This window comes from Neobacillus sp. DHD-1R (assembly GCF_057747995.1).
Map to the genome: position 1 here is coordinate 458,314 of NZ_CM173232.1, position 14,096 is coordinate 472,409.

Here is a 14,096-nt window from a genome sequence, read left to right on the forward strand (position 1 = left end):
TTCCTCCACACAAAAAGACTCCCACCAGATGAAAAAGGAGAATGAATTCATTATGAAATCATCCCCTCAAATAGTTTGAAAATGCTTATAGTGATATTACTCCTCAATGACTAGCTAAACGTTTTTCAAAATCCGCCTTAAACAACAGAATAGCATCAATATTTACAGCAAAATCGTGGTCACTGATATTAAAATTAGATATAAACTCGTCAGACCTCTCACGAACCATAATTGTCGGACGGATATTGTCTCCAATAGCGTCCTGAGTTACACCGCTTCCATAAATATACCAGTTAGTTTCAGTAGGCTTATTTGCTGCATTTTTAGATAAGTCATTTTTTATTATTTCGCATAAATTATCCATAAAATCTTCATTAAGATTAATGTTTTTTCCATATTCACCATCAACAGTTAGATCAGCATCTCCATACCAAATATTCCTGCTTGATCGCTTTCCGTCATTTGAAGTGTAAGTTTCATCAAACAAAATCTTCATTTTCATTACCACCCCGTTAAAATACAATTTCTTCACAATATTATACACCAATTAGAAATTGTAAAATAGCTTGCTGTTAGTCTCACTAAACTTGTAAGAGTTAGGCAAGCTAACTTCATAGTAGGGTTCCTCCTAAAGTTGTGAGTTAGAGTGGTGTCTATACTCAAATCTTACTGAGGAGCCCTATTTTTATCAAAGCCGAAAAGTAACGATCTACAGGAATGCTAACGGGGGCTTTATTTTAATATTTTTTGAATGAACCGGCGGTTATCTGTCGGTTTTTTCATGTCCAATGCCTAATGTTTGATCCTAGCACTAGCTTTGTTCAGTAGCTAGCCAAGGTTTTTTTAAAAAAAAAGCGGTAGGTACAGTTCTCGACATTGTTTTTATGGATTTTGAGGGATAAATTCAGGAGCGGTGCCTGTTAAGGGTGGTTCTAATCAAACGTTTGTGTAGTGTTGAAAAAGCGGGAGATTCATAGAATGGTGCCAGTTGACGAGATTTTTTTCTAATTTAGTAGAAAGCTTGGTTATCATCGTCTGAATGTTTGATTTATTAACGACAATTTTTTACTTTGTTAGTTAGTGCGGATGGGTCTAGGGCAATCCTTTTTGCTGCTTTAATTAAACGTTTGAATAGTATAGCCTATAAGGAATTTAGTCGAAAATACGTCATTTTGTGGGGAGTGTGGATAGGACGGGTTTCAGCTAGCGTTTTAACGCCATTTTTCAACAACTTTTTCATGTGTGAAGAGGGGAGAATGCTTGTTTTTTAATGTCTGCAGCATTTTTAATTAATCGTTTAATTGAAGGGGAAAAGTAGGGAGAATGGTCGAGGTTTGTCAGTAGGACGAAGGCATTTTGTTTGATTTCACGGATCTGTGAGAGGCGCTGAAGTTTTTTCATGCACCTGCTATTCATAAAGTGTTTGAAAGGCTTTTGTCATGTGAATCCAATCCAACTCCTCAATCCCTGAGAGAATTCCTATGGGTGCAGTGTCTTGTTGGAGATCAGCCCATATTTATTATAATGACAAGCGTATAAAGAAAAAATTAGCAGGCATGAGTCCGGTCCAATACCGCATTCATACCAGCCAATTAGCTGCTTAAAATAAAACTTTAACTTTTGGGGATTACCACAATTGCGGTGTTTTTTGTACTTAGTTTCAAATTTGAGAATAATGGTTGTTTCACTTACTTACCTTCGTTAGAAAAAGAAGGGATTGCTCCTATTTAGCTTTAACTTTTTATATAAATTTTCGGTGTATGAAATCTCAATATATGGATAAGTTGATCTCCCATATACGAAGATGATTGGATAAAATCATTGTCAATCCATTCTAGGATCAATCCAATAATACCATGTATTCGATACGTGCTAAAAAGGTTTATATCGATGTTAGAATCTATCTCAGAATACGAGAATTTAAACTCTTCTCTGAATAACTGTTCTAATCTTTTTGTCAATTTTTCATGAAAATTATAGTTTGTTGTTGGACTCAACATGATTTTATAAAATTTTTTGTTTTCTAAGAAATGATCAAATGAGACAATAGAATTAGAAGGGATTTCATTGAAATCTACAACTGATAAATGGAGATATGGTTTCCGAAAAGCTTCGGTCAGTTTTTCAAATATCTCTTCAATGATCTCATCCAACAAATCTTCCTTTTTTTTATAGTGGGCATAAAAGGTTCCTCGATTGTAATCCGCAGCTTTTACGATTTCTGTAATTGTAATGTCATGAAAACTTTTTTCTTCCATCAACGATATTAAGACTGCTTTAAAATCCTCTTTTGTTCTTTTTACAAGTTTATCTGGATGATAAATAGTCATGAGAAAGCTCCTTTTATATTTTTAACGTACAAAATCAATTCATTTGTTGAATATTGTACATTTTTTTAATTTTTGCATATTGAATCGCTTTCATAAAAGTTTTATGCTTGAAATGTAATATCTCAGTATCAAGATAAATTAAATTCAGTATGGATTATTTTCGTAATATTAATTCAAGGAGGATGGTTAATATGTTATTTGAAAATAAGGTAGTGTTAATTACTGGAGCAGCTGGTGGTATCGGACTTGCTACTGCAAAAGCATTCGCTAAAGAGGGAGCTAAATTAGCATTAGTTGATTTGAAAAGAGAAGCATTAGAGAAAGCAGCTTCTGCAATAGATGCAAAAGACGTATTGTTACTTACAGCTAACGTAACAAAAGAGGAAGACTCAAAGGCATATGTTGAAAAAACAAAAGAACATTATGGCCGTATTGATGTTTTCATTAACAATGCGGGTATTAACGGTGCACGTGAATTTATTACAGACCTAACTGAAGAGAACCTACGAAACGTATTTGATGTAAACGTTATGGGTGTATTCTTTGGATTAAAGTATGTTCTTCAAGTGATGCAAGAACAAAAAAGTGGCGTGGTTGTCAATACTGCATCTAACGGTGGTTGGTTAGGTTCTCCAGGAATGAGTGCTTATGTAGCTTCCAAACACGCTGTAATCGGGATAACAAAATCAGCAGCTCTTGAAGCGGCACAATATGGTGTTCGTGTTAATGCGGTTGCGCCAACAGCTGTAGACACTGATATGATGAAGAGAATTGAGAATAATATTAATTCGGAAGATGCTGCTTCGGCAAGAAAAGCAATCGAAGCTAGTATTCCGTTGGGGCGTTATTCTACACCGGAAGAAATTGCTGATTTAATGGTGTTCTTATCTTCAGAAAAAGCATCGTTTATTAGCGGTTCGTACTACCGAATTGACGGCGGTCAATCTTCTACATCTGCTTGATCATAGATATGAAAAACTCTACATTAAGATTTAATGTAGAGTTTTTTTGCTTGAAGGACCATGGGACGGTTCATCAATCTACCTATCTACTCTTTCATAATTCATGGAAATTCTCCTTTTCCCTCATTAGATAATGAGAAAAGAGAAGTAGCCACGTAGATAATTAAACAAAAGTTGCACAAGGGAAACTATTGAGTGATCCCTGTTTATTGAATTGTTGATTGTGCTCAAAAAATGAATGGGTGAAGAAGGATTTCCGAATGTCCCTTATGAGCACCTTACCTGTGGAGTTTAATAAATTTTTAATTCCTAGTTGACACATGGGATTAATGCACTTATTATAATAGATACATAATATTCAAAAAATATACACTTATGAGCTTAGCTTATCAGTCAACTGAAGGCTGCTCCCATTTTTTTATGGGGGCAGCTTTTTCTTTTAAGTGTTAGAAAGGAGCAAAGGGCATGCAGGAATTATTTATTAAAAATAGTAAACAACGGGAATGGCTTGAGCGATTGTCCCCATTGGAAACGGATTTTAAAGAACGAGCCTTCCAAATCGATGAAGAGGGCAGTTTCCCCAGGGAGAATATCCAGGCATTACGAAAAATGGGTTATACCAAATTAACGTTACCGAAAGAATTCGGAGGATCAGGCTTTACGCTATACGACGCCATTCTTGTCCAAGAAAAACTAGGAAGCTTTGATGGCAGCACCGCATTGTCGATTGGCTGGACCTTAATGACAGTTGGAGAACTATTTGAAAATCGATATTGGGATTCAGAGAAGTTAGCTTTTTTTGCTGAAGAAGTAAACAACGGGGCGATTATTAACCGAGCCGTCAGTGAAGTGGCTACAGGCAGCCCAATTCGTGGGGGGAAGCCTGAAACAAGTGCCAAGCAAATTGCTGGCAAATGGGTGATTAATGGACGTAAGAGTTATACCACCTGCTCACCGGAGCTGGATTACTTTTTAACCTCTGCATGGATTGAAGAAAAAGAAACAGTTGGCTTTTTCCTGATTCCAAAAGAAGCAAGAGGTCTAACGATCGAGGAAAATTGGCATGTGATCGCCATGCGTGGTACCGGCAGTCATGATCTCGTATTAGAGAACGTGGAAGTGGAGGAGTCTGACTTAGTTGAAATTCCAAGTTACCATACGGGATTCAAACTGAATGGCTGGGGGCTTTTAATTCCTGCCAGCTATTTAGGCATTGCCCAGGCGGCCAGGGACTTTGCCTTGCAGTTTGCCAATACCCATTCACCCAATAGCATTCAAGGTCCCATCGCTCAGCTGCCGAATGTGCAGGCATTAATAGGCGAGATGGACTTAGAATTATATAAAGCAAGATTTGCCCTATATGGTACGGCAGAAGCGTACATAGATAAAAATCGTCAGCGGGATATTACGAACGAAGCACTTGTAGCCAAACATATTGTCACCAACTCAGCGATTACCGTTGTCGACAAGGCGATGCGATTAGTCGGGGCAAAAAGCCTGCAGCTCGCCAATCCGCTCCAGCGTTATTACCGAGATGTCCGGGCAGGTCTGCATAATCCGCCGATGGATGATCTAACCATTGCAAAACTAGCTCAAACCGCTATTCAACAATATGAATCTAAGGGAGGAAAACAAAATGAAAATGAAAAAGTTTTTTAAAATCGCCGCGACAGGAATTGCTTTCGTCACCCTCATCGCAGGCTGCGGTTCAACTTCTACAACAGGGGCAAAATCGGATGCAGGCGAGGCTAAGAAAGAGGTAAGAAAAGTAAAAGTAGCATTTGATCAAGGCGGTAAACCAATCGGATATGTGGATGAAAAGGGTAATCCAACTGGATATGAACTTGAAGTTATGAAACTAGTCGATAAGGCCATGCCGGAATATGAATTTGACTATGTGCCAACCTCCAGTGAGGACCTATTGGTAGGGGTGCAGCAAGGCAAATATCAAGTAGGGGTAAAAAATGCCTGGTTCACTGAGGAACGAACGAAGAGTTATATTTTTCCGAAAGAATTCCTCGGACTCAGCGGCGTTGGCATTTTATTAAAAAAGAAAAATGAACAGATAAAAGACTTATCCGATTTTGCGAAGGCTAAGCTTTCGTTAGCTCCGATTGCGGCCAGTAATGCTCAATATACGATTGTGGATGAATATAATCAGGCCAATCCTGACAATCAAGTCAAGCTGGAAGCAGGTGATGCCTTCTCAGTTGATGTCGCTCAATGGGTAAATGAAGGACGGGTAGATGGAGGCATTTATTTAGGCGCTACGTATGAAAAGCAAGTTCTTGCAAAGGATGGTCCTTATCATAATTTAGCGAATGAGCTTGTCTATAATGAGTTTACGGTTGTCAAAACGTGGCCATTATTCAACAAAAAGGAACAAGAATTTGCAGATGCTTATGATGGGGCGATTAAGAAATTAAAAGAGGAAAAGAAGACAAACAAACTGATGGTTGAATTCTATAATACTGATTTATTTAAACTATTGGATACTGTAAAAAGGTAACCATCTAAATAGAGGTGGAATATGCAAACGTATTTTGATATTACCTACATTTGGGGAGCATTGCCACAACTTCTTTCCTTTTTAAATATAACTTTTATGGTAGCAGGTCTATCGGTTTTGTTCGGGACAATTCTAGGGTTTATCCTAGCTGTGATGAAACTGGGAACGAATAAGGCTGCCAAAAAAATTGCCAATGGATATACCACCATTTTAAGGTGTACTCCGTCTATTGTTCTATTATTTTTAGTGTATTACGGACTGCCGGCCATCGCTAGTAATTTTGGTTCAGACCTGAATCAACTTCACACCGCAGTTTTTGTGGTGATTACCTTTTCACTGCAATTTGGGGCCTTCATGTCAGAGGTAATGAGAACAGCCTATGAAGCGATCGACCGAGGCCAATATGAGGCAGCGGTTAGTGTAGGGCTTAGTCCCGCACAAGCATTTAGGAGAATTGTGTTACCGCAGGCATTTGTTGTCGCCTTGCCCAATTTCGGCAACAGCTTTCTTGAATTAATGAAAGAAGGGTCATTAGCTTATACCATTGGTTTGGTAGATATTATGGGGAAGGCAAGTCTGATTATTTCTAATAACTATAATTCTCATTCCCTAGAAATCTATCTTGCCTTATCGCTGATCTACTGGGTTTTATCCATTTTGATTGAACAGTTCTTTTCCAAGTTGGAAAAAATCTTTAGTAAAGGAAAACTGGTTATTAAAACGACATAGGGGGTGAAAGGATGTCGGTAGGATTGGATGTTCCATTTTTAGTGAAAACCTTTTTTATTGCTTTATCAGGAGTGCCTATCGCCTTAATTATTACGATTGTCTCCTTATTAATTGCTCTGCCTTCAGGCTTTTTGCTCGCCTTAGCTCGGATTAATCGGATTCCCGTTATAAGCCAGCTGGCACGAGTCTATGTTTCGTTTGTGAGAGGGACACCTGTCATTGTGCAAATTTTTATTATCTTTACTAGTGTTCCGTTACTATTGACTCCCATATTTGAAAAGTATCATGTGAAAACAAATATTTACGATATTAATCCGATTTGGTACGCCTTTATTGTGTTCTCGTTGAATACAACGGCTATTTTAATAGAAGTATTTCGTTCTGCGATCAGCACGGTCAGCAAGGGACAGCTGGAGGCAGCCTATTCGGTTGGTTTGAACAATCTGCAGGCGTTCAGAAGAATACTGATTCCGCAAATTTTAGTGGTGGCCTTGCCCAATATTTGTACCGCAACGGTCAATCTCATTAAAGCCACCTCTTTGGGTTATGCTTTGTCATTGCGGGAGATTACGTTACGAGCCCAAGTGGCAGCCAATGTTGGCTACAATTTTATTGAAGCGTACATTGATATCTTTCTGGTCTATCTCCTTTTATGCAGCTTGGTGGAATACCTATTTAAACTGTATGAAAAACGGTTACGGAAATTTAAAGCAGCAGCGGCTTAAGTTCATGATGGGAGGCTAAATCATGTTAGAGATAAAGAATATCCATAAATCGTTTGGGAACAATGAGATTCTGAAAGGGGTAGATTTAAAGATTGATAGGGGGGATGTGGTTGTCGTTCTTGGCCCAAGTGGTTCTGGCAAAACGACGCTGCTTCGATGCATTAATTTTCTGGAACGAGCTGATCAGGGGCAGGCCATTTTTGGTGAGATTGATGTCAATCTTAAATCGGCAAGCAAAAAGCAAATTCATCAGATCAGGCAAAAGATTGCGTTTGTGTTCCAAAATTATAACTTGTTTACGAATAAAACGGCATTAGAGAATGTGACAGAAGGTCTTATTATTGGGAGGAAGATCCCGAAAGCGGAAGCTAATGAGATTGGGAAGCAGGCATTGGCAAAGGTGGGATTGTCGGATAAATTGAATGCCTATCCTAGTGAATTGTCCGGCGGACAGCAGCAGAGGGTTGGGATAGCAAGGGCGATTGCGTTAAATCCGGATATTATTTTGTTTGATGAACCAACATCTGCGCTGGATCCAGAGTTAGTCGGGGAAGTCTTAACCGTCATGAAAAATATTGCGAAAGAAGGGACCACTATGTTGGTGGTGACGCATGAGATGTCGTTTGCAAAGGATGTAGCCAATCGAGTTATTTTTATGGATGGCGGGGTGATTGTGGAAGAGAATTCTCCTCAGGAGATTTTTTCAAAGCCAAAAGAAGAGAGGACGCAGCATTTCTTGAGGCGTGTTATACCGGAGGATTTTATTTACAATATTTAATGATAAGTTAATGCGGTGCTTTAATTTAATATTTTTTGATTGAACCGGCGGTTATCTGTCGGTTTTTTCAAGTTTAATGTCTGGTGTTTGATCCTAGCACTAGCCTTGTTCAGTAGCTAGCCAAGGTTTCTTTTTAAAAAAAGCGGTAGTTTCCTAGAATGGTGTCAGTTGATGAGAATCCTATCAAATTTAGTAGAAAGTTTGGTTATCATCGGCTGAATGGTTGTTTTAATAACGACAATTTTTTTCCTTGCTGTGGGGACGGATGTCCCTTGAGCAGTGTTTTTCGCTGTTTTAATTAAACGTTTGAATAGTATAGTCTATAAGGAATTTGGTCGAAAAAACGTAGTTTTGTGGGGAATGTGGGCTGGACGTGAATATCCCAGTTGATCATGGAATGGTTTGTATTTGATTACGGCATTTAGAATTTACCACATCCGCCATCTTTTGTACCAGTCTTTGACAAGTAATGTGCCACACTTTGCCAACTTCTAACCAATAAAGGACTTATCTAATTTACTATTTTGTAAAGTAAATGTAGCATCAGGAAAATGCGGATTTACAATGTTATGGAAAACAAATATAAAAAGCCTAATTTCACGGTGTTGTAAAGTGTGAACTGAACCAATAAAGTTAGACAAATATTTTAGGCTACATTGAGGACCTGAGCTCGGTATTCTACCGGACTTAGGTCTTTTAATTTTGCCTTTATTCGTTTGTGATTATAATAGTGAATATAGTCTTCTAATTCTTTTTCAAAATGCTCAATACTATCAAACTCCTGTAGATAAAGAAGTTCAGACTTTAATAAGCCAAAGAAATTTTCAATAACTGCATTGTCCAAACAATTCCCCTTGCGAGACATACTTTGCGTAATCTGGTGCTGTTCTAATGTTTTTTGATACTGCTTCATTTGATAATGCCATCCTTGATCTGAATGGAGAATTACTTGGTCCCCAGGTTGAAGACGCTCTATCGCTTGATTTAACATATCGCCAACTAATTTATAAACAGGTCGTTTCATCACAGTATAAGCGATTATTTCTCCGTTACATAAATCAAGTACTGGTGAGAGGTAACGTTTCTCACCGAATAGGTGGAATTCTGTAACATCGGTTACCCATTTTTGATTCAGTTTCTCGGCAGAAAAATCGCGGTTTAATAGGTTTGGAGCGATTTTTCCTACATTTCCTTTATAAGAACGATACTTTTTCATTCGTACCAGGCATTTTAGGCCGATTTCATTCATTAAACGATTGATCGTTTTCGGATCGTGATGAAATCCTTTTTTCTCAAGTTCTTTCGCTATACGACGGTAACCATAACGACCTTTGTGTTCATGGAAAATCACTTTGATAGCTTCTTTTACTTCGGCATATTTATCAGCTTGATTTAATCGTTTTTCCCAATAATAATACGTACTACGTGGAATGTCAGCGACTTCAACTAAATCCACGACTTCATACTGATACTTTAGTTCAAAAATTACTTTCGCTTTGATTTTGTTTGTAATTTTTCCTGCATTTGAACTAAAGCATTCAACTTTTTTAGGTAAGCATTTTCCATTTCTAATCGGGAGATTTTCTCTTGTAGTGCTTCGACTGACCCTTCTGCAGGTATTGTTCTTTTTGAATCGATTTTCTTTGCCTTCTTTTTCACTGGTGGACGCCCCTTTTTCTTCTGTTCTAGGGCACCAATTCCACCTTGTTCAAATTTACTTCTCCAATTTCGAATTAGTCTAGGAGATGAAATATTGAATATAGCCGCTGCATCGTAAGATGATGTACCCGTTTCGTTCATATAATTCAGTACATCCATTTTAAACTGTAGAGAGTAGCTTGTATATTTTTTTTGAAAAGCTTCTATACCTTGTTGTTCATAAAGTCGAATCCATCCACTCACAATACTAAGGGATACCTTTGCCTCCTGCGCAATCGCCTTGATAGATTCGATCCCATGTAAATACCGTAAAACAATTTGTATTCTTTCTTCAACTGTAAATTTGGCCATAAAAAAACCCCCGTAAACGTTAGAATGGTGTCTAACATTTACGGGGCAGTTCACAATCGATTTAGTTATATTAGATGAACATATGTTATTTTAGTTCATCAATTAAAACATTTTCAGCTATAAGTACCAGTTCAGCCAAGTCATCAAAAAGTACCCGCAATTCAAATCCATTATGTGAAGGATATATTTCATCATAAAGCCACCATCTACCTGGAAGTTTATTAGGTATCGTTATTTTCTGTATATTAGTGAATGTAAATTTCAAACCTCTATCGTTGAATCTAATTTCACAAGTTTTATTGAATATATCAATACCGCTAACCCTTGCATAGTGCATACCAAGTGCGTGTATTTCATTAACGTTAGGAGGGAGTAAATCTTTTACGGAGTTGTAATACTTATCGTAATCGTTAAGCATTTTTATTGTTTTTTTCTCTGTTTCCTTTATCCAATTTTCAGCCATTTCTCTAAGTTGAGGTGAAGGAAAGGTTGAATTCAAAGACCCATCATAAATATATGAATGAAACGAATCAGGGAGAAACTTTAATAAGTCTTGTTTTTGTTCTTCTAATTCTTCTTTGCAGTTTTTTTCAAAGTCAATCCCATTTTCTTTATACATTTGTAAGCTTTCTTCCCATTCTTCGATTGTTTCAGGAAAGACTAAGAAACCCATTGTTGTCATTTCTTTATACCAGTCTTTTGTAAAAAACTTCAAAATACTTTCCCTCCTACTCCTATTAGTTTAAGTGAAGTTCTTCACAAGTTCTAATTAATCCCAAAATCTATCATTTTTAATATCATCCACAATTTCTTCGAATGTTTCTAATGCATTATCCTCGGAAAAAGAGGTATAAATCATTTAGCTTTTTTCTACAATTCTGATCTTTATATAAAACCATTGGGCCAATATAAAAAATCCCCTAACCGAGTTTCTTAGGAATATTTGTCTACTTTCGATACAAAATACAAATTAGATTCTTATTTTGATTGGATTTGTCTATTCCTGGCGATCAAGGAGAAATTAGGTGAAGGATTTTTGAAACAGATATCTAAAAAAAAGCTCTTTTTATACTTAAAAATTCTATTTCCGATGATTTTATTAGTTCTCGCAGGATATGAAATAAAAAAGTTCACTGGAAACATGAATATTCAGTTGTTCCGCCATGAAGTAAGTCAATTACATTTGGCTAAGATGGTCTTGATTTTTCTCATTACCTTTTGTGCCATTTTCCCAATGTTTTTCTATGATGTATTTTTAGCAAAAATATTAGGCGTTAAAATACCGGTAAGAGAGCTGGCGAAAAAGTCTTTTATTGCGAATACCTTTTCAAACTTAATTGGCTTTGGAGGTCTTATCGGCGCTACACTTAGAACCTATTTCTATCATGAAGCTGAAGCAGACAAAAAGATACTGGTGAAGAAAATTGCCTCTGTTTCATTGTTTTATCTCACGGGGATCTCTTTGCTTACCTGGGTCGTTCTTGTCGGTTTTCGAAACACCCCTCTTTTTCATGATAAAAAATGGCTTTTTTGGGCAGTGGCAGCGGTAAGTTTGTATCTGCCGGTTTTTATCACCATCTATTTTATTCAACGAAAAAAACAAGCAGATTTAACGATCAAGCTTGATATGGGGCTCAAACTAATTATCGTTTCATTACTTGAATGGATGGCCATTTTCGTTGCTATTTGGTTATTATGCATAATGTTAAAAATCCCAATTGATTCTGCCGGGCTTTTACCCGTTTTTATCATTGCTTCATGCGCCGGAATTATTAGTATGATTCCCGGCGGTTTAGGATCCTTTGACCTAGTTTTTATTTGGGGTATGCATGTTTTAGGTGTTCCAAAAGAGCAAGTCGTGGTTCTTCTGCTATTTTATCGGATCGGCTATTTTATTCTTCCATTTTTAGTGGGGGTAGTTTTATTCATTAAGGATTTTTGGAACAAGTGGAATCAATCGTGGAATCATGTTCCTGATGCCATCCTGGTAAGGATTAGCCATATACTATTAACCTTCTTGGTCTTTCTGTCAGGACTTGTTTTGCTTCTTTCAGCAGCCGTCCCAGGTATTATCGGAAGGCTAAAGATCGCTCAAGAATTTTTATCCTTTCCGATTATGAATATCTCGCATCAGCTCTCCGTAGCAACTGGTTTTATCCTGCTCGGGTTATCCCGTGGTATTCAATATAAAGAGAAGCGTGCCTATCACCTAACGATGGTCGTTTTAATTTTTGCGGCCTTATTCACCTTCTTAAAGGGGTTTGATTATGAGGAGGCAATTTATATTTTAATTGTTGTCGTACTTTTGAGAGCTTCTAAAAAGCGATTTTACAGAGATCGCTTTGTTTTAAGCTGGGGCAAAACTATTTTTGATATCGGTATGTTTGTCGTTATTACCTTTATGTTTATATTAATCGGCTATCTCAATTTGCCTTCCACTGAAATTAAGGTGAGTCCCAAGCTTTCACCCTATCTGATAAAAGACTATCGTGATTTATTTAATAGCGCATTCATCGGCTTGTTAATAGCAATGCTCCTTTTTTTCATCGGCTATTTGATTCGACGGAATAAAAAATGGGAATTGCAAACATCCATTACCCAGGAAGAGAAAATCATGAACCATTTGGATCATTATAATGGAACGGTTCTAACCCATTTAATTTTTTTACATGATAAATATATTTATTGGAATAAAAAAGACAACGTCATGTTTGCCTATCGAGTATATGCGGACAAACTTGTGGTCCTTGGTGACCCTGTAGGAGACCATGATGAATTGCCACTTGCCATAGAAGAATTTCGCGACACAGCGGACCTTCATGGGTATACCCCAGTTTTTTACGAGGTCAGTGAGAAAATGCTGCCTTATCTGCATGAAAACGGTTATGATTTTTTCAAGCTCGGCGAGGAGGGGTATGTTGATTTAGTCAGCTTTTCATTTAGTGGCAAAAAAATGAAAGGAGCTCGGGCAGTAAAAAATAAGTTTGAAAGGGAAAATTATCAATTTGAGATGGTAAACCCTCCCTTTCATGTGGAATTCTTGAAGGAACTTAAGGATATATCTGATGAATGGCTTCAAGGAAGAACGGAAAAAGGGTTTTCCCTCGGTTTTTTTGATGAGGCTTACCTCAATAAAGCGGAAATAGCCGTTGTTAGAGCAAACGGAACAGAGATTCTTGGATTTGTCAGCATAATGCCGGTTTATGATCAAAACCAAACCATTTCGTTGGACTTGATGCGCTTTGAAAAGGATGCGCCAAACGGAACGATGGACTTTGTTTTTCTATCATTATTTGAATGGGCAAAAGAACATGGATATCAATACTTTAATATTGGAATGGCGCCTTTATCAAATGTGGGGCTGTCAAAATATTCGTTTTTAGGTGAAAAGGTTGCATCGCAAATATTTTTGCATGGGCAATTTTTCTATTCGTTTCAAGGTTTAAGAAAATTCAAAGATAAATATGCCGATATGTGGCTCCCTAAATATTTAGCTTATCGAAAAAAGAGCTCATTGCCCATCACGATGGGACAAATCACTTTATTGATTGGAAAGAAAAGAAAAAAAGGAACGTAAAGAAAGATTGGCTTTTTTCGAGCCAATCTTTCACAAGTTGTCCTATTTCGTGTTGTTAAGCTGCTTTTTGTCCACGATCCTCATCAAGGCTATGACCTTCCCACTTTGTAATCATAATAGATGCCAAGGAGTTTCCGACAATGTTTACACAAGTGCGCGCCATATCCAGAATCCGGTCAATCCCCGCAATGAAGGCGAGTCCCAAACAACCCCGAATTTAATATTTTATTAAGGTGTACCATCTACGAAGGTATTTTTATTATTAATTGCTTTTATTGAAAGGCTCTTTTCGTAACTTTTGTTGCTATTTTCCTACTTAAAGGCTCATTCGGACAGGCTTGGGGTATTTTATAGCAACTGTGTCCGAATCAAAGGCTATAATTTGTTCAAAAACAACAAACATTGCAAAAACAACCTATTGAAAACAACTCTAAATATTTTTTAAAAATAAGGAGAGAATAAATTTGTCATGATTA

11 protein-coding genes and 3 pseudogenes are annotated in these 14,096 nt (G+C 37.3%); 8 read left to right on the forward strand and 6 right to left on the reverse strand.

The window, feature by feature from the left end:
• Positions 1–103 precede the first annotated feature (103 nt).
• The gene (locus AC3ANL_RS02200) at positions 104–496 is read right to left on the reverse strand and encodes a hypothetical protein (protein ID WP_488327656.1); all 393 of its coding nucleotides are present in this window, start codon (positions 494–496) and stop codon (positions 104–106) included.
• Positions 497–1,481: 985 nt separating this feature from the next.
• Between AC3ANL_RS02200 and AC3ANL_RS02205 the strand changes: the two genes are divergently transcribed.
• Positions 1,482–1,604, forward strand: coding sequence for an IS3 family transposase (locus AC3ANL_RS02205; protein WP_488327657.1), 123 nt, complete (start codon positions 1,482–1,484; stop codon positions 1,602–1,604).
• A gap of 129 nt (positions 1,605–1,733) precedes the next feature.
• Here AC3ANL_RS02205 and AC3ANL_RS02210 read toward each other — a convergent pair whose 3' ends face one another.
• Entirely contained in the window at positions 1,734–2,330 is a 597-nt protein-coding gene (locus AC3ANL_RS02210) for a TetR/AcrR family transcriptional regulator (RefSeq protein WP_488327658.1), read from the reverse strand.
• 191 nt (positions 2,331–2,521) lie between these two features.
• Here AC3ANL_RS02210 and AC3ANL_RS02215 point away from each other — a divergent pair, with 191 nt between their 5' ends.
• From AC3ANL_RS02215 to AC3ANL_RS02240, 6 genes are all read left to right on the forward strand, one after another.
• Positions 2,522–3,292, forward strand: coding sequence for an SDR family NAD(P)-dependent oxidoreductase (locus tag AC3ANL_RS02215; protein ID WP_488329643.1), 771 nt, complete (start codon positions 2,522–2,524; stop codon positions 3,290–3,292).
• 465 nt (positions 3,293–3,757) lie between these two features.
• Positions 3,758–4,951: an acyl-CoA dehydrogenase family protein gene (locus AC3ANL_RS02220; protein ID WP_488327659.1), complete on the forward strand. Its 1,194-nt coding sequence runs from the start codon at positions 3,758–3,760 to the stop codon at positions 4,949–4,951.
• On the forward strand, positions 4,929–5,801 hold the full coding sequence (locus tag AC3ANL_RS02225) for a transporter substrate-binding domain-containing protein (protein WP_488327660.1): 873 nt from the start codon (positions 4,929–4,931) through the stop codon (positions 5,799–5,801). Before AC3ANL_RS02220 ends, AC3ANL_RS02225 begins: the two co-directional genes overlap by 23 nt.
• Before the next feature lie 21 nt (positions 5,802–5,822).
• A complete protein-coding gene (locus AC3ANL_RS02230; RefSeq protein WP_488327661.1) occupies positions 5,823–6,530 on the forward strand; it encodes an amino acid ABC transporter permease in 708 nt (235 codons plus the stop codon).
• Between the two features lie 11 nt (positions 6,531–6,541).
• A complete protein-coding gene (locus AC3ANL_RS02235) occupies positions 6,542–7,255 on the forward strand; it encodes an amino acid ABC transporter permease (protein ID WP_488327662.1) in 714 nt (237 codons plus the stop codon).
• A gap of 22 nt (positions 7,256–7,277) precedes the next feature.
• The gene (locus AC3ANL_RS02240; RefSeq protein ID WP_488327663.1) at positions 7,278–8,033 is read left to right on the forward strand and encodes an amino acid ABC transporter ATP-binding protein; all 756 of its coding nucleotides are present in this window, start codon (positions 7,278–7,280) and stop codon (positions 8,031–8,033) included.
• Between the two features lie 646 nt (positions 8,034–8,679).
• Here AC3ANL_RS02240 and AC3ANL_RS02245 read toward each other — a convergent pair.
• The 3 genes and pseudogenes from AC3ANL_RS02245 to AC3ANL_RS02255 all read right to left on the reverse strand — a co-directional run.
• A pseudogene (locus AC3ANL_RS02245) lies at positions 8,680–9,675 on the reverse strand (IS3 family transposase); the annotation flags it as partial.
• An 80-nt stretch (positions 9,676–9,755) separates the two neighbouring features.
• Positions 9,756–10,043, reverse strand: a pseudogene (locus AC3ANL_RS02250) (helix-turn-helix domain-containing protein); the annotation flags it as partial.
• Between the two features lie 85 nt (positions 10,044–10,128).
• Entirely contained in the window at positions 10,129–10,758 is a 630-nt protein-coding gene (locus AC3ANL_RS02255) for a DUF4085 family protein (protein WP_488327664.1), read from the reverse strand.
• 321 nt (positions 10,759–11,079) lie between these two features.
• Here AC3ANL_RS02255 and mprF point away from each other — a divergent pair, with 321 nt between their 5' ends.
• Positions 11,080–13,620, forward strand: coding sequence for a bifunctional lysylphosphatidylglycerol flippase/synthetase MprF (gene mprF, locus AC3ANL_RS02260; RefSeq protein ID WP_488327665.1), 2,541 nt, complete (start codon positions 11,080–11,082; stop codon positions 13,618–13,620).
• Between the two features lie 55 nt (positions 13,621–13,675).
• On the opposite strand, the pseudogene AC3ANL_RS02265 reads toward mprF, so the two are convergent.
• A pseudogene (locus AC3ANL_RS02265) lies at positions 13,676–13,822 on the reverse strand (cation:dicarboxylate symporter family transporter); the annotation flags it as partial.
• Between the last annotated feature and the right edge of the window lie 274 nt (positions 13,823–14,096).